Origin of the sequence: Caulobacter rhizosphaerae (assembly GCF_010977555.1) — a bacterium.
GTDB lineage: Bacteria > Pseudomonadota > Alphaproteobacteria > Caulobacterales > Caulobacteraceae > Caulobacter > Caulobacter rhizosphaerae.
Genome location: NZ_CP048815.1, coordinates 4,667,148 through 4,683,734 on the forward strand (window position 1 = coordinate 4,667,148; position 16,587 = coordinate 4,683,734).

The 16,587-nt window shown below is 70.3% G+C and carries 10 protein-coding genes; 5 read left to right on the top strand and 5 right to left on the bottom strand.

All coding sequences use genetic code 11. The features are described from left to right. Positions 1-56: 56 nt before the first annotated feature. Positions 57-1,712 carry a carboxylesterase/lipase family protein gene (locus G3M57_RS21250; RefSeq protein WP_163232851.1) on the bottom strand — a complete coding sequence of 552 codons (1,656 nt, stop codon included), beginning with the start codon at positions 1,710-1,712 and terminating at the stop codon, positions 57-59. 103 nt (positions 1,713-1,815) lie between these two features. Further along, positions 1,816-2,754: a polysaccharide deacetylase family protein gene (locus tag G3M57_RS21255; RefSeq protein ID WP_163232853.1), complete on the bottom strand. Its 939-nt coding sequence runs from the start codon at positions 2,752-2,754 to the stop codon at positions 1,816-1,818. A 187-nt stretch (positions 2,755-2,941) separates the two neighbouring features. Here G3M57_RS21255 and G3M57_RS21260 point away from each other — a divergent pair, with 187 nt between their 5' ends. The 4 genes from G3M57_RS21260 to treF all read left to right on the top strand — a co-directional run bounded on the left by G3M57_RS21260 (position 2,942) and on the right by treF (position 9,038). Then, positions 2,942-3,448, top strand: a complete 507-nt coding sequence (locus tag G3M57_RS21260; RefSeq protein ID WP_056751717.1) for an RNA polymerase sigma factor — start codon at positions 2,942-2,944, stop codon at positions 3,446-3,448. Next, a complete protein-coding gene (locus tag G3M57_RS21265) occupies positions 3,445-4,524 on the top strand; it encodes a FecR family protein (protein WP_163232855.1) in 1,080 nt (359 codons plus the stop codon). Before G3M57_RS21260 ends, G3M57_RS21265 begins: the two co-directional genes overlap by 4 nt. 58 nt (positions 4,525-4,582) lie before the next feature. Further along, entirely contained in the window at positions 4,583-7,177 is a 2,595-nt protein-coding gene (locus G3M57_RS21270; RefSeq protein ID WP_163232857.1) for a TonB-dependent receptor, read from the top strand. A gap of 268 nt (positions 7,178-7,445) precedes the next feature. Continuing rightward, positions 7,446-9,038 carry an alpha,alpha-trehalase TreF gene (gene treF, locus G3M57_RS21275; protein WP_163232859.1) on the top strand — a complete coding sequence of 531 codons (1,593 nt, stop codon included), beginning with the start codon at positions 7,446-7,448 and terminating at the stop codon, positions 9,036-9,038. Between the two features lie 25 nt (positions 9,039-9,063). Here treF and G3M57_RS21280 read toward each other — a convergent pair whose 3' ends face one another. The 3 genes from G3M57_RS21280 to G3M57_RS21290 form a co-directional block, all read right to left on the bottom strand. Then, entirely contained in the window at positions 9,064-11,676 is a 2,613-nt protein-coding gene (locus G3M57_RS21280; RefSeq protein WP_082564438.1) for a response regulator, read from the bottom strand. Positions 11,677-11,796: 120 nt separating this feature from the next. Next, positions 11,797-13,155 (bottom strand): sigma-54-dependent transcriptional regulator, encoded by a 1,359-nt coding sequence (locus tag G3M57_RS21285; RefSeq protein WP_163232861.1) that lies wholly within the window; start codon positions 13,153-13,155, stop codon positions 11,797-11,799. Then, positions 13,152-14,972, bottom strand: coding sequence for a sensor histidine kinase (locus G3M57_RS21290; RefSeq protein ID WP_163232863.1), 1,821 nt, complete (start codon positions 14,970-14,972; stop codon positions 13,152-13,154). Before G3M57_RS21290 ends, G3M57_RS21285 begins: the two co-directional genes overlap by 4 nt. 230 nt (positions 14,973-15,202) lie before the next feature. On the opposite strand from G3M57_RS21290, the gene G3M57_RS21295 reads away from it, so the two are divergent. Continuing rightward, on the top strand, positions 15,203-16,540 hold the full coding sequence (locus tag G3M57_RS21295) for a dicarboxylate/amino acid:cation symporter (RefSeq protein WP_163232865.1): 1,338 nt from the start codon (positions 15,203-15,205) through the stop codon (positions 16,538-16,540). Positions 16,541-16,587: the final 47 nt, after the last annotated feature.

The following is a 16,587-nucleotide window of genomic DNA, read 5'->3' on the forward strand; positions in this document are numbered from 1 at the left end:
CAGGGGCCGCCATCCCAGATGTCGGCCCCGCCTTTTCGATCACAGCCCGGCAAAGCTCACGCCGCCGGATCCACCTTCGCCCAGGCCCGTCGCTCGGCGCCGAACCGGTCTGGAACCACCGTGCAAGCCACGTCCAGAACCATGGTCGAGCGGGTCTTCGGGTCGTAGGGAGGCCAGGCCGGCTGTCCCGGCGCGCTCGGCCGGCCCGTCCGCGCGAAGTTGGCCCACATGGCGCTGACATTGCGCGCCGCGGCGAAGCGGTCGGCCCGGCTGCCGGCCAAGGTGTCGGGCGAGGCGACGGTGTTGAACACCAGGGGGATGTCGCTGGCGTGCATGGCCCCCAGCTCGATGTCGGTCCCGTCCATCCTGCGGTTCGAGCGATAGGCGATGTTGTAGACATAGGCTGGCGCCCGGCCTTGGGCCGCCTTGCGTTCGGCGGCGAGCACCGAACCCGCGCCCATGGCGTAGTAGCTGGCCGCCGCCAGGTAGATATCGCTGGGCGTCGCGCCCGGACGGTCTGAGCGGTAGGCGTCGATCAGGGCCGGGGCCTTGTCGCCGAACCTGCCCGACAGCCGCGCTTTCAGCCCCGCCTCGTCCAGCCGGAACGCCTCGACGTCCTTGCCCGTCCAGGCGAAGAAGGCCGCTTCGTTGTCCAGCCAGCCGATCATCAGCGGCTTGTCGGCGGCGCTGGCCGGGGCGGTCGGGTCGAACGGGTGATGCGGCAGCAGGTCGCCGTCGAGGATTGGACCATAGGTTCCAGGCGTCAGCGACTGGATCCCGCGCCAGCCGCCGCTGTCGCTCTTGACCTTGGCGTTCAGCGCCTTCTGGGCGGCCAGGATCTGGGGCGCGGGAACGTCGAGCACCTTGCGCCAGTCGGCCGGGGCGATCTCCAACTGCTCCAGGAACATCCGCGTCGTCTGGGCCGCGACGTCGGGGGTGGTTATCCGCACCGCCGGCCCGCTCTGGATAATCGCCTTGGAGAATAGCGGCGCGACCGACGGCATCGCGTAGAGGCACGAGGTCTTGGCCCCGCCGCCGCTTTCGCCGAAGATCGTCACATTGGCCGGATCACCGCCAAAGGCCTCAATGTTCCGCTGTACCCACTTCAGGGCCAGCACGATGTCGGACAAACCCTGGTTGCCCGAGCCGGCGTAGTCGGCCCCGCCCAGCTCGCCCAGGTACAGATAGCCCAGCACGCCCAGCCGGTGGTTGGTGGCCACCACCACCACGTCGTGCTCACGGGCCAGCATGGAACCGTCCTGGGCGGTGCTGCCGCCGGAGCCGGTCGTGTAGCCGCCGCCATGGCTGTAGACCATCACCGGCCTGCCCTTGCCGACGCCGGCCGGAGTCCAGACGTTCAGCACCAGGCAGTCCTCGCCGGGCGGGGGCTCGTTCTTGCCATAGACCGTGGTCGGGTCCTGCAGCGACGGCGTCCCGAGCCTGGTGGCGTCGAACACGCCGGTCCAGGGCGCGACCGGACTGGCCGGCTTGAAGCGGTTCATGCCCGAGACGCTGGCCCCATAGGGCACGCCCTTGTAGGCGTCGACGCCGCCGGTCCGCGCGCCGCGCAGCCGCCCCTCGGCGATCTGGACTTCCACGGCCTCGGCGTCGGCGGCGCAGGCGGCCATCGGCATGGCCAGGACGCCAGCCGCCGCCCCCGTGGCCAGGAGCCGGCGGCGATTGATGTCGGCGTTGCGGATCAAGGACGTCACGGGCAACTCCTGTTTCGATGGACCGCCAAGGCGGAACTAGGATCCATCCCGAAGGCGCCTGGACTTCCTAGCCCGACCTTGGTCGGCGACGCGGAGCAACGGCCTATCGGCACATCCTGTCGAGCTCCGCGAAGGGCAAGTCCAGCTTGGGGACCGGCAGGCCCTTGGCCTTCATGGCGTTCTCCAGCGTGGTCGGCGCCTCGGTCGCCTGCGTCTTGAAGTCGGCCGCGTAGAACTTGTCACGCTCGGCCTCCTCCAGGCTGACGAACTTGGCGCCGTTGTCCTGGTACATCTTCAGCAATCGCGGCATGACCCGGGCGTCGAAGGCTCCGGCGTGCATCAGCAGCACATAGGCAATGTCGCGGTCGTACAGCTTGGCCGACAGGCTTCGCGAATAATCCAGGCTGTCCTTGGCGGCCTTCAGGTAGCTGGCCTCCAGCGACGCCACCGCCGCCGCGTCGCCCTTGGCCATGCAGCGGGCGTAGGGCTCGTTCCAGGCGTAGTCGCCGAAGCTCATGGTCACGCTGGCGATGCGGTAGCCGTGGGCCTTGAGCAACTTGCGCGCCGCGACGTGCTTTTCCGGCGTCTCGCCCTCGCTGAGGAACGGATAGCGCAGCCAGCGCCAGTCCTGGCCCGCCATGTGACGTTTCAGCAGCGGCTCGTTGCGGACGAGGTCGGCCTCCCAGTCGGCCAGGCTATGGGTGTTCAGGTCCAGATGCGACCAGGTGTGGTTGGCCAGCGGGTGGCCGGCCGCGCGCCACAGCGACAGGACGCCCACCGAGTCCGGCTCGCGCTCTTCGTGCACCCCGTTGATGAAGCCGTAGACCGGCCCCGTCCCTGCATCGTGGAAGGCGGCCAGCAGCCGGCCGGCCACGTCGATGCGGCTGACGCCCGGCGGCAGGGCGCTGTGGGCGGGCAGGTCGTCGAAGGTCAGGGCGATCTTCACTGGAGTGGCGGCTTGCGCGGCTCCCATCGTCGTCGCGGCGACCAGAGGCGCGATGCAGCGCGTCAACACCCGCACCCACGCGCGCTCGATACCCATGCGTCCTCCCGCTTCATTCCTTGGCGAATGATAACGCTACCATTTATGCCACCCTTCGCCTTCGCCGCAAGGCCGATCGCACGACGCCGACGCCCCGCGCGAAAACTTGCGGGACACGGTGGGGGTTTTGGCGCGACGTGCGTCATACATCCTGGGAAAATCGTCAAACCCTCCAGCAGGCGGAACCGTGCGGCCAGCGACCGAGCCAGACCTGAACAGACTCGACCGGCGCTATCGGCCCGCGCTGATGGCGTTCTTCATGCGCCGCGCCGCCAGCCACGGCGACGCCGAGGACATGACCCAGGAGCTGTTCGCCAAGCTGGCGACCGCTGAAGCCAGTTCAATCGACAACGCCGACGCCTACATCTTCCAGATGGCCGCCAACCTGCTGCGCGACCGGGGCCGGCGCGAGAAGGTGCGGGCCAACTACCGCGCCAGCCTCGACACCGGCGCCCTCGACCTGGAGCCCCTGGACCCCGCCCGGGTGCTGCTGGGCCGCGAGAGCCTGGGCGAGGTCTCGGACGCCCTGCGCGAACTGCCCGAGCGCACTCGTGCCATCTTTCTCCTGTTCCGTCTGGAAGGCATGAAACAAGCCGAACTCGCCGCCCTGTACGGCGTCTCCGTCAGCGCGGTGCAAAAGCATATCCTCAAGGCCATGACCCACCTGACCCGACGCGTGAGGGCAGGCGAATGACCATGATCTCGCCCGACGACCGGCTGGACACCGCCCGCGAGCAGGCCGCCCTGTGGTGCATGCGGCTGGCCGACGACGACCTTTCCCCGGCCGAACAGGCCGACCTGCAGGCCTGGTTCGAGGCCGACGCGGCCCATCGCGGCCTGCTGGACGACGCCGTCACCGCCTGGCGCGCCATCGAGGCGCAGGCCGCCAGCCCCGGCCTGATCGCGCTTCGGCGCGAGGCGCTCGAGGACCTGCGCCGCGCCCAGCACGGTCGCTGGGCCCGTCCCGGCCGCCGCCCGGCGCTGTGGGCCGGCCTGGCCGCCGGCCTGGTCGTCGCCGTGGGGGCCGGGCTCGCCTGGCGGGCCAGCCTGCCCGACGTCTACCGCACCACCGAGGGCGAGCGGCGGATCGTCGAGCTGGCCGACGGCTCGCGGGCCTCGCTCGACAGCGCCACGGTGCTGAAGGTGAAGTACGAAAGCGGCCGCCGCCGCCTGTGGCTGGACAGCGGCCGAGCCAAGTTCTCGGTCGCCAAGGACCCGCTGCGGCCGTTCTCGGTGGCGGCCGGCGACAAGCTGGTGGTGGCCACCGGCACGGTGTTCAGCGTCGAGCGCCTGACCGGCCAGATGCGGGTGGTGCTGTACGAAGGCCACGTGGCGGTGCTGGACGACAAGACGGGCCGGGCCGACAAGGCCGCGCCCGTCCAGATCGACGGCGCGCCCGCCGATCGCCTGCTGACCCCCGACCACGAGCTGGTGACCTCGACCCGGACCAGCGCCACCGTGGTCAGCCAGCTGGACCCGATCCGGGCCCGGGCCTGGGAGAACGGCCAGCTGGTGTTCCAGGACGAGCCCATGGACCTGGCCGTCGAGCGCGTGAACCGCTACGCCCGCGACAAGCTGCGGATCGGCGACCCGGGCGTGGCCAAGCTGCGGATCAGCGGGGTGTTCACCTCGGGCGACACCGGGGCCTTCGTCGACGGGGTGACGGCCGTCCTGCCGGTCCACGCGGTTGCGGCCAATGGCGTGACCGTGCTGAAAATCGACCACGGCCAAAAAAATTCCACGCCGGCCGGTGTGCCTTCGACGAGCTGAGGCGTCTCACCTTCCAAAGCGCCGCAATCAACGTCGGCGCGCTTGGGAGGGAAGACACATGCGCAGATCCTTCGACCGCCGCCCGCATCGCCATTGGGCCCTGGGCTCCACCGCCGCCGCGGCCCTGATGCTGCTGGCCGCCCCGGTGGCCGGCCACGCCCAGCAGGCCCCTCAGCAGACACGGGGAGCCACCTACAGCTTCGACATTCCCGCCCAGGACCTGAGCGGCGCCCTGCGAGCCTTCGGCCAGGCGTCTGGCCAGCAGCTGGCCTATGACGAGGCCAGCGTGCGCGGCAAGCGCGCCCCCGCCCTGACCGGCGCCTACACCGCCGAGGCCGGCCTCAAGCGCCTGCTGAACGGCACGGGCCTGAGCGCCCAGGCCACCGCCAGCGGCGTCTACGCCATCCGCGCCAAGACCCTGCTGGTGGCCACCAGCGCCCAGACCGAGGCCCAGCCCGCCACCGCCGTCGAGCCCACGCCCGACACGCCCGCCCAGGTCGACGAGCTGATCGTGGTCGGCACCCCAGGCGGCAAGGGCATCGACAAGCTGGCCGCCAGCTTCGCGGTCACCACCGTCAACGCCGACGACATCACCAAGGCCTCGCCCAAGAGCACGGCCGAGCTGCTGACCCTGGTGCCCGGCGTCTGGGTCGAGACCTCCGGCGGGGTGGCCGGCGCCAACGTTTTCGTGCGCGGCTTCCCCGCCACCGGCGACGCCGAGTTCCTGACCATCCAGTTGCAGGGTTCGCCGATCTATCCGCCTTCGACCCTGTCGTTCCTGGAGAACAGCTCGATCTTCCGGGTCGACGAGACCATCTCGCGGATGGAGGCCCTGCGCGGCGGCCCCAACCCGATCTTCTCCAACGGCCAGCCGGGCCTGACCACCAACTTCCAGCTCAAGGAAGGCGGCGAGGAGACCCACGGCCTGGTCAAGCTGACCACCTCCGACTACGACCTGCGCCGCGTCGACGGCCTGTTGAGCGGCAAGCTGGCCGACGACCTCTATTTCATGGTCGGCGGCTATGCGACCACCTCGCCCGGCGTGCGCGACACCCAATTCGACAGCGAGGTCGGCCAGCAATTCACCGTCAACATCACCAAGCGGATGGAGCGGGGGAAGCTGAACCTCTACGCCCGCTATACCGACGACCACGGCGCCTGGTACCTGCCGTTCGCGATCAACGTGCCGGGCGTGGACAAGGGCGAATACACCCAGCTGGGCGAGGCCAGCCGCTTCCACACCCTGCAGGTCAACGGCGCCGGCGCGACCCGCAATTTCGACCTGGCCGATGGTCGAGGCTTCAAGGGCTATGTGGCCGGCGGCAGCTTCGAGCACGAGTTCGGTGACGGCTGGCAGGTGCGCGACCGCTTCAGCCTGACCGACGGTGACGCCAACACCTACGGCCTGGTGCCGGACGGAGCGGCGATCACCGTGGCCGCGCTGAACACCGTGGTTCCCGGCGCGATCACCACCCGCGGCGGGACCGCCCTGGGCGCCAATGACTACGTCCAGAACTGGGGCGCCTGGATCGTCGAGAAGAAGATCAAGGCGGTGACCAACGACCTGTCGATGGCCAAGACGATCGGGACCCACCAGCTGTCGGCCGGCTACTATGCCTCCAGCTTCAAGTCCGACGACTTCTGGACCATCGGCAATGTCGAGCCGATGCAGGTCAAGGCCAATGGCGACTACCTGGCCGCCCCGGTCACCTGCGCCAATCTGGCGACAGCCGGCAGCACCTCCAGCTGCTTCAAGTTCGGCCTGACCTCGGCCGGCGACGGGCGCGTGGACGCCCTGTACCTGGCCGATTCCTGGCAGGTGATCGATCCGCTGCGCATCGACCTGGGCGTGCGCCGCGAGCGGTTCCAGACCGACTACGTGGTCGACGACGGCCCCGGCTTCCCGGATGGCCTTGCCCTGCGCACCACCGACTACAGCAACAGCAAGACCAGCTACACGGTCGGGGTGAACTACGACATCAACGCCGTCTCCGGCGTGTTCGGCCGCTATTCGCGCGGCTACAAGTTCCCCAGCTTCGACAACTTCCGCGAGGGCCTGACCGACACCCTGTCGGTCGACCAATACGAGCTGGGCTACAAGCTGCGCAGCGGGCCGTTCGAGCTCTACGCCACCGGCTTCGCCAACAAGTTCGAGGGCGCCAAGTTCGCCGACGTCGGCGGCATCCAGGAAAGCAACAGCAACAAGGCCCACGGCGTCGAGCTGGACGGCCGCTGGCGCTCGGACTTCGGCCTGTCCCTGGCCCTGAACGGCACCTTCCAGAAGACCGAGATCGTCAAGTCGTCGATCCCGGGCAACAAGGGCAACAGCGCCCAGCGCCAGCCCGACTGGATGATCCGCTTCACCCCCAGCTACGACGTGACCCTGGGCTCGGTGGAGTCGACCTTCTACGGCACGGTCAGCGCCGTGGACGACCGCTTCGCCGACAACGCCAACACCCAGGTGCTGAAGGGCTACACCAAGGTCGACCTGGGCGCGATCTTCGACGTCAACGCCTTCACCGTCCAGGTCTCGGCCGACAACCTGACCGACAGCCACGGCCTGACCGAGGGCGACCCGCGCTCGACCAGCGGCGCCAACGCCCGCCCGATCCTGGGCCGGTCGTTCAAGGTCAGCGTCGGCTACAACTTCTGACCGGTTTCCCGATCAGGACCCGCCGCGGCCGTCCCCAGCGGCCCGGCGGCAACGGAGCCGCTCCCCCCAGCGGCGCCGCTCGCGGGTCGGGTTCGTCACGGACCCGATCCGCGCTTTTATCGTTTTGAGTTGACCGATTTAATTTCCACTCATCCCGGCGAAAGCCGGGACCCAAGCCGAGCTTGAAGGTCGGCTTTGAGCCAGGAACGTCCACCTCCGCTTGGGTCCCGGCTTTCGCCGGGATGAGTGGAGGAGAAGGAGGAATTTCGTGAAGCATCGTCGCGTCCTCGCAGCCTCCACCCTCTGGCTCGCCCTGTCCGCCCCGGCTATGGCCCTGGCCCTGGCGCCGAAGGCCAGCGAAGTCCCCTCCCCCGCCGACACCTATGGCGAGCTGTTCCACCAGGTGCAGATGCGCAAGCTGTTCCCGGACGGCAAGACCTTCGTCGACGCCACGCCCAGGCGTTCGCCCGCCCAGATCCTGGCCGCCTACCGCGCCCACGCCGCCTTCACCGACGCCGAGCTGAAGCGCTTCGTGCACGCCAATTTCGTCGTGCCGCTAAGTGCGCCGCTTCCGCCCCCGTCCAAGGACCGCACCACCCTGAAGGCCCACATCGCCGCCCTGTGGCCGGTGCTGACCCGCCCGCCGGTCGAAGCGGTGGACGGCGGCAGCGCCCTGCCGCTGGACAAGCCGTTCGTGGTGCCCGGCGGGCGCTTCCGCGAGATGTACTACTGGGACAGCTACTTCACGATGCTGGGCCTGGCCGCCGACGGCCGCCAGGACGCGGTGGAGAGCATGGTCGACGATTTCGGCGGGCTGATCGACCGCTACGGCCACATCCCCAACGGCACGCGCAGCTACTATCTGAGCCGCTCGCAGCCGCCGTTCTACTTCGCCATGGTGGGATTGGCTGACAAGACCGACAAGGCCCGGTTCAAGCAGCGCGTGGACCTGATGCGCCGCGAGCACGCCTTCTGGATGGACGGCGAGAAGACCCTCGCGCCCGGCCAGGCATATCGCCGGGCCGTCGCCCTGCCCGACGGCGCGATCCTCAACCGCTACGCCGACGACCGGACCACGCCGCGCGACGAGTCCTACCGCGAGGACGTGCTGACCGCCCGTGCGGTGACCAACCGCCCGGCCGGCGAGGTCTTCCGCGACCTGCGTTCGGGCGCCGAGAGCGGCTGGGACTTCAGTTCGCGGTGGATGGCCGACGGCAAGAGCCTGAAGACCATCCAGACGACCGCGATCCTCCCGGTCGACCTGAACGCCCTGCTGTTCGGCCTGGAGACGGCCATTGCCCAAGGCTGCGCCGACCTGGCGGACGCGCCCTGCGTCGCTGAGTTCAGCGGCCGCGCCAAGGCCCGCCGGACGGCGATGGACGCCTACCTTTGGGACGCTCCGCGCGGCCTCTATCTCGACTACCAGTGGCGCGAACGGACGCGGCTGGACCATCCCAGCGCCGCGACGCTGTATCCGCTGTTCGTCGGGGCGGCCAGCCCGGACCAGGCCAAGGCGGTGGCGACGACCACCCGCGCCCTGCTGCTCGCGCCGGGCGGCCTGCGCACCACCACCGTCGCCACGGGCCAACAATGGGACACCCCCAACGGCTGGGCCCCGATGCAGTGGGTGGCTGTGTCGGGCCTGCGCCGCTACGGCGAGGAGGACCTGGCCAAGGACATCGGCCAGCGCTGGCTGGCCACGGTGGCCCGCGAGTACAAGGCCAGCGGCAAGATGCTGGAGAAGTACGACGTCGAGGAGGCCAAGGCCGGCGGCGGCGGCGAATACCCGCTGCAGGACGGCTTCGGCTGGACCAACGGCGTCACCCGCGCCCTGCTCGACCTCTATCCGGCGCCGGGCTGACCGCCTCCACGAAGCCTTCGGACGCTCACCTTCCTGTCGCCAGGCCCGCCCTTCGCCTTTCCCGCGACGCGGCCGGGGCGACGCCTTGCCCAGCCTCGTGGCCCGTCGCCGGCGTCCGACCGGCCCGCGTCACCGCCGCGACGAGGGCGGCCATGTCGACGGGCTTGACCACGAAGTCGTCCATGCCGGCCTCCCGGCAGGCCCGGACCTGGTCGTCCATCACGTCGGCGGTCAAGGCGATGACGGGCAGCGCGGCCCATTCGGGCCGGGCGCGGATGCGGCGCGTCGCCTCCAGTCCGTCCATCACCGGCATGTTGACGTCCATCAGCACCACGTCGAAGGCCTCGGTCTCCAACCGGTCCAGCGCGGCCTGACCGTGCTCGGCCTCGACCACCACGCAGCCGAACGGCGCCAGCATCACCCCCACCACCTTGCGGTTCACCGGATGGTCGTCGACCAGCAGGACCTTGCGGGCCTGGAGACCGAGCGGCGCGGCGGCTTCCTCCGCTTCGGCCGGGGGCGCCTCGACGGCCACCGCGTCGCAACGGAAGCACAGGGTGAAGGTGGACCCAACCCCCTCCTGGCTCTCGACGGTCACGCCGCCGCCCATCATCTCAGCCAGCCGGCGGGTGATGTTGAGGCCCAGGCCCGTGCCGCCGAACTCGCGCGCGGTGGCCGCGTCGGCCTGCACATAGGCGCCGAACAACCGGGACAGGGTTTCGCCCGACATGCCGACGCCGCTGTCGGCGACGCGGATGGTCGCGCGGACATCGCCGTCCGCCAGCGGCTCGCACCGCAAGGTCATCGCGATCTCGCCGTGGGCGGTGAACTTGACGGCGTTGGACAGCAGGTTGGAGACGCACTGCCGGACGCGGACCGGGTCGAAGGACAGGCTGGCGGGCGTGTCGCCGTCCACCGTGAAAGTGATCGCCAGCCCCTTGTCGGCGGCCAGGGCGCCATGAAGCCGCGCGGCCCGCGCGCAGGTCTGGACCAGGTCGCCGGGGATCGGCGCGATGTCCAGCTTGCCGGCCTCGATCTTGGACAGATCCAGTACGTCGTTGAGCAGGGTGAGCAGGTTGCGGCCCGAATCCTCCAGCAGTTCCACCTGCTCTCGCTCGCCCGGCTCCAGCGGTTCCAGCTTCAGCGCCTGGGCCAGGCCCAGCATGCCGTTCAGGGGCGTGCGCAACTCGTGGCTCATCGTGGCCAGGAAAGTCGACTTGGCTTCGCTGGCGGCCTCCGCACGCGCCCGCGCCTCGCGCAGCTGTCGCGAGACCCGGCGCTGATGGAAAACCCAGGCCGCGCCGCCGGCCGCCAGCAGCGTCATCAGGCCGGCGACCAGCGTCCAGGCCGTGTTCAGCCCGCGCTGGAGCGCGGCCTCCTTCTCGACGTGCTCGAGCCGCTCGCGCTTGGCGCCCAGCTCGGCCTGCAGGGCCGAGGAGATGTCGGCGATCTTGTGCTGGTGGTCCTCGTCCAGCGCCCGCATCGCCTTGCGGCGCCAGCGGTCGTAGACGTCGAACGCCTCCAGGCCGCGCTTCTCGGCCCGCAGCGTGTAGGCGTCGCTGAACAGGTCCAGCAGCGGGTCCTCGGCGCCAAGGCCGTCGGGCGCGGCGCGCAGCCGCGCGAAGTCGCGGCGGGCGCCCTTGGCGTCGCCCAGGCGCGCCTTGACTTCAAGCCGCAGCCGCAGGGCCGCCACCGCCCATCCGTCCTCGGGCCGGTCCAGCAGCGGCGCGATGTCGTCCAGGCAGCTCAGCACGCGTCGCCATTTGGCCTGGTCAAAGGCGATCGAGGCGCAAAGATAGCGGTTGAAGAATAGCGCCCGGGGACCGCCGGAGGTCTTGATGACCTCGCCGTGCAAGGCGGCCAGCCGTTCGGCGGCGGCGTATTCACCCGCCGCGCTGGCCATGTAGGCCAGGTCGTAGACCCGCTCGGCGTCCTGGGTCGCCGAGCCGATCTTTTGATCCAGGGCGGCCGCGGCGGCCATATGGTCCAGGGCGCTGACATGATCCCCCAGATCGCCCAGCGTGGTCGACACCAGGGTGTGGGCCTCGGCCGCCAGGGGCCAGGTCAGTCGGTCCTGACCGTCGACGTCGCGGATCAGCGCCGCCCCCACCGTCGAGGCCTTAGCCCATTGGCTCAGCGCGACCGCGACGCGCAGCCGTTCCAGCTGCGCCACGCGGCGGACGTCCGGCCCGGCGACGTCGAACCGCCGCCAGACGGTGTCGTCCAGTCGATCCGTGCGGCCCGACAGCACGGGCGCCGACAGCGCCATCGCATCGACCATGCCGGCCAGCCTCGGCTCGTCGTCGCGCGCCGCGGCCGCGCGGAGCTGGCCGGACCAGCGTGCGAAATCGGCGTCCTGGCCGTTGTTCCGATAGTAGTTCAGTACGCGCCAGGCGCCGTAAAAGCGGGCGTCGCCCTTGGCCGCCAGCGCCGAACGGCCCATCGTCTCGATCAGCGTCGGCGTCAGCTTCCCATGGTGGGCGCGGATCTGCTGGCCAAGCGCGTCAAGGCGCGCCTCTCGGGTTTCGGCGCGGGCGGCGCCGGTCGCCGGCGCGGTCAGGATCAGGAGGGTCATGGCCAGCGCGACCGCCATGGCCGCGCGACCGGCGCTCCTGCCGGCGATGCTGATTGTCGCCATCGGCGCCCCCAAATACGTCCCCGCGCCGACCAAATCACGACTTGATGCAGCCAGGCTTAACGGGCCTTCAAAAAGGGCGAACGCGGCTGCGACGGATTGCCCCTCGAGGAACGAGCGCCGTCAGGGTCGAGGACCGCGCCGGGACGGCCGATAGGCGTCGATCTCGATCCCGTGGCGGCGCAGCTTGTCATAGAAGGTCTTGCGCGGCGTGCGCAGCAGGGCCATCGCCGTGCGCGCGTCGCCGTTGCAGGCGGCCAGGGTCTCGCGGATCGCCATGGCCTCGTAGCGCTCGACGCGTTCGGCCAGGCCGTCGGCCTGGACTCCCGTCCCGGTGTCCGGGGTGACCGCGGAGGTTAGCCCCAGGGCCACCCGCTCGGCGTAATGCGCCAGTTCCCGCACGTTGCCGGGCCAGTCATGACCCAGCAGGTGGTCACGGACGGCGGCGGTGAGGCGCGGGACAGGCCGGCGGAATCGCGCCGCGGCCTCGGCCAGGAAGTGGCCGAACAGCATCGGCACGTCCTCGCGCCGTTCACGCAGCGGCGGCGCCACCAGGGTGACGACGTTCAGCCGATAATAGAGGTCGGCGCGGAACAGACCCTCGCGGACCCGTTCGGCCAGATCGACCTTGCCGGCGGCGATGATCCGCAAATCCAGGTGCCGGGGCTCGGCCGCGCCGATCGGCCAGATCTCGCGCTCCTCGACCACCCGCAGCAGCTTGGCCTGCATGGCCGGGGTGAGACCCTCGATCTCGTCGAGAAACAGCACGCCGCGATCGGCGTGCTCCAGGCGACCGATGCGTGGCCGGCCGCCGGCCGCGCCGCCGGTCACCCCGAACAGCTCAGCCTCGAACACCGCCTCGGGCAGGGCGGCGCAGTTGACCGTGGCCATAGGGCGGCCACGGCGCGGGCCGCCGCGATGCAGGGCCTGGGCGACGAGGTCCTTGCCGACCCCGGTCTCGCCCTGGATCAGCACGTCGACCTCGGCCTCGGCCAGCTGGGCGATCGTGGCGCGCAGGCGCTGCATGACCGGCGCCTCGCCCAACAGGGGCGAACCGGTCGGCCCCTGGGACGCCGCCGCCTCCAGGCGCCGGTTGTCCAGCACCAGGCTGCGCTTCTCCAGGGCGCGCGCCAGGGCCGCCGCCAACCGCTCCATCGGGAACGGCTTGGAGACGAAGTCGTAGACCCCCTCCTTCAGGGCGGCGACGGCCATGGCCACGTCGCCGTGGCCGGTGATCAGCAGCACCGGGATGTCCGGGTCGATCGCCTGGATGCGCGCGAACAGCGCCAGGCCGTCCATGCCGGGCATGCGGACGTCGGAGACCACCACCCCGGGGAAATCACGCGACAGCGCCTTCAGCGCCGCGGGACCGTTGTCGAACGCCGTAACCTCGAAGCCGGCCAGCTCCAGCCCCTGGACGGCGGCCACCCGCAAGGCGTGGTCGTCGTCGATGAACAGGACCTTGCCGGCCGACGCGCTCATCGGTCGGCCTTGCGCAGGGTCAGGGTGAAGGTCGCGCCCTCCTCCGGGGTGGAGGCGGCGGTCAGCTGGCCGCCGAAACCCGCCGCGATGTCGCGGGCGATGACCAGGCCCAGGCCCAGTCCTTGGGGCTTGGTGGTCAGGAACGGGGTGAACAGGCCGCGCTCGACCTCGGGGGCCAGGCCCGGGCCGTTGTCGCGGACGGCGATCTGCACGGTGTCGCCCGCGTCGCGCACCGTCAGGGTCACGAGCCCCTGCGGCCGGTGTTCCACCGCCTCGAAGGCGTTCTGCAGCAGATTGACCAGCACCTGCTCCAGCCGGATCCGCTCGCCCAAAACCGTCAGGCCCGACGCCTCGCCCTCGCGGACCAACCGTGCGTCGTGGCGGCGCGACCGACTGGCGGTCAGCAAGACCGAACCCTCGATGACCTCCGACACCAGGGTCGGTTCGACCCGGCCGTCGGCCTTGCGCGAGAAGGCCCGCAGTTCGTCGGTGATGCGGCCGATCCGTTCGGTCATGGCGGCGATGGCCACCAGGTTCTCCCGCGCCGTCTCCGGCTTGCCGCGGCCGATCAGCACCAAGCCGTTGTCGGCGTTGGCGCGGATGGCGGCCACCGGCTGGTTGATCTCGTGGGCCACCCCGGCGGCGATCTGGCCCAGGGCCGCCAGCTTATTCGCCTGGACGAGATCGGCCTGCAGGGCCCGCAGCCGGGTCTCGGTCCGCTGCCGCTCGTCGACCTCGCGCGACAGGGCCCGGTTGACCTGGGTCAGCTCCTGGGTGCGGACCTCGACCCGCCGTTCGAGCTCCGCCCGGGCCTCGCGCTCGCGCTCGGCGGCCAACCGGATGCGCCGCCGCCGGATCCACAGCCAGAACAGCGCCGTGCAGAGCAGGATCCAGACCAGGGCGGTGATCCAGCGCGCCGCCGCGGCGGCCTGGTCGGCGGGCGTCGCGGCGGTCAGCAGGTGCAGCGTCCAGCCCGGCGCGACGTCGGGCAGCAGGGTTTCGACCTGGCGCTCGGCGCGGGCGACGTCGGTCCGCTGCACGCCGTCGCCGCCACGCGACTTCAGGGGCAAGGGCGCGAACGCCGCGTCGCCGAACTGGCCCTGTTTCCGCAGCGCCGCGCGCTCGTTCTCGGGCAAAGGGCGGCGCACCTGGAAGCGCCAGTCGGGCTGGCTGGTGATCAGCACCAGGCCGCGCGGATCGACCACGAAGGCGGGCTCGCCGATGGCCCGCCACGCCGCCTCGACGCCGTCGAACTCCAGCTTGACCACCACCACGCCCAGCGGCCCGGCGACCCCGTCCACCCGGCGGGCCAGGTAGAGGCCCGGCTTGCGGCTGACCGTGCCCAGGGCGAACTGCTCGGCCCGGCCCTGGCGCAGGGCCTCCGTGAAATAGGGGCGAAAGCCATAGTTCGAGCCGACGAAGCTGGTCGGCTGGCGCCAGTTGCTGGCCGCGACGGTCACACCGTCGGCCGCGATCACATAGACGGCGGCGGCGCGGGCCTGGAGCCCCAGGGTCTCCAGCTTGCGCGACAGGGCGGCCAGCCGCTCGGGCGCGCGACTGGTCAGGGCCGCCTCCAGGTCGGCGTCGTCGGCCAGGACCAGCGGCAGGGCCCGCTGCTTGTCCAGTTCGCTGCGCAGCACCGCCGCGTGCAGCGCCGCCGAAGCCGTCGCCCGGGACCGCAACGTCGCCATGGCGCGATCCTGGACCAGCGCCCCGACCGTCCAGGCCAGGGCCAGGCCGATGGCGGCCGCCACCAGGGCCCAGGCCAACAGCCGCCGACGCGAGACCGGCGCGTCCGATGTCGATGTCGATACCAAGCCGACCTCCAGAGATCGTGCCATATACCACACAAACCGCGATCCTTGCGGGCGGAATATGATACAGCCGAGGCCACGAAGCCCGTACCCTATGTTATTTTTACTGAACTAAATCAAAAGAGTACGGCAGGAGAAAGAAACGGGCGGCGCGACCCTGAAAATTCCCGCACTCTAGGCCCAAGCGCCGAGCCTTCAAAGATGCGCGAGGAAACGAGCCCAGGAGCCCGCCGATGATCCCGCAGACCCCCGCCCCGCCGTCGCGCCCCGGCCGCTGGTACACCCACCTCTATGTCCAGGTGCTGATCGCCATCACCGCCGGCGCCCTGATCGGCCACTTCTATCCGCACTTCGGCGAGTCCCTCAAACCGCTGGGCGACGCCTTCATCAAGCTGGTGAAGATGGTCATCGCCCCGGTGATCTTCCTGACCGTGGTCACCGGCATCGCCGGCATGCGCGATCTGGGCAAGTTCGGCCGCGTGGTGTTGAAAGCCTTCGTCTACTTCTTCACCTTCTCCACCCTGGCCCTGATCCTGGGCATGATCGTCGCCAATGTCGTCCATCCCGGGGCCGGCATGAACATCGACCCGGCCAGCCTGCACAGCGACAAGGTCGCCGACTATGCGGCCAAGGCCCACGAGACGACCGTGGTCGGGTTCCTGAGCAACATCATCCCGGCCACGGTCACCGGCGCCTTCGCCGACGGTGACATCCTGCAGGTGCTGTTCTTCTCGATCCTGTTCGGCGTCGCCCTGGCCCTGGTCGGCGACAAGGGCCAGCCGGTGGTCGATCTGCTGGAATCGATCGCCCACGCCTTCTTCCGCCTGGTCGGCATCCTGATGAAGGCCGCCCCGCTGGGCGCCTTCGGGGCCTTCGCCTTCACCATCGGCAAATACGGCATCGGCTCGGTGATCAACCTGGCCGCCCTGGTCGGGACCTTCTACGCCACCTCCCTGGTGTTCGTGCTGGTGATCCTGGGCGCGGTGGCGCGGTTCAACGGCTTCTCGATCCTGCGCCTGATCCGTTACCTGAAGAGCGAGCTGCTGCTGGTGCTGGGCACCAGCTCGTCGGAATCGGCCCTGCCCAGCCTGATCGACAAGCTGGAGCGGGCTGGCTGCGCCAAGCCCGTCGTCGGCCTGGTCGTGCCGACCGGCTATTCCTTCAACCTCGACGGCACCAACATCTACATGACCCTGGCGGCGCTGTTCATCGCCCAGGCCACCGGCGTCCACCTGTCGATCTGGGACCAGTTGCTGCTGCTGGGCGTGGCCATGCTCAGCTCCAAGGGCGCGGCCGGCGTCACCGGCGCGGGATTCATCACCCTGGCGGCCACCCTATCGGTCGTGCCCTCGGTGCCGGTGGCCGGCATGGCCCTGATCCTCGGCGTCGACCGCTTCATGTCCGAGTGCCGGGCCCTGACCAACTTCATCGGCAACGCCGTGGCCACCATCGTCGTCAGCCGCTGGGAAAACGCCCTGGACAAGGACCAACTGGACGCCGCCCTGTCCGGCCATCCGGTCCCTTCGGACGTCGAACCCACGCCCGACCCCGCCGCCATCGCCGCCGAATAGGCGCTCCAGATCGGAGGCCGCCCCGGCGGCCTCCCCGCCCTTCCCGA

Coding starts and splice junctions, on each gene's coding strand:
- G3M57_RS21285 (WP_163232861.1), bottom strand. CDS start 13,155: ATGAGCGCGTCGGCCGGCAAGGTCCTGTTCATCGACGACGACCACGCC.
- G3M57_RS21280 (WP_082564438.1), bottom strand. CDS start 11,676: ATGGCGACAATCAGCATCGCCGGCAGGAGCGCCGGTCGCGCGGCCATG.
- G3M57_RS21295 (WP_163232865.1), top strand. CDS start 15,203: ATGATCCCGCAGACCCCCGCCCCGCCGTCGCGCCCCGGCCGCTGGTAC.
- G3M57_RS21255 (WP_163232853.1), bottom strand. CDS start 2,754: ATGGGTATCGAGCGCGCGTGGGTGCGGGTGTTGACGCGCTGCATCGCG.
- G3M57_RS21270 (WP_163232857.1), top strand. CDS start 4,583: ATGCGCAGATCCTTCGACCGCCGCCCGCATCGCCATTGGGCCCTGGGC.
- G3M57_RS21265 (WP_163232855.1), top strand. CDS start 3,445: ATGACCATGATCTCGCCCGACGACCGGCTGGACACCGCCCGCGAGCAG.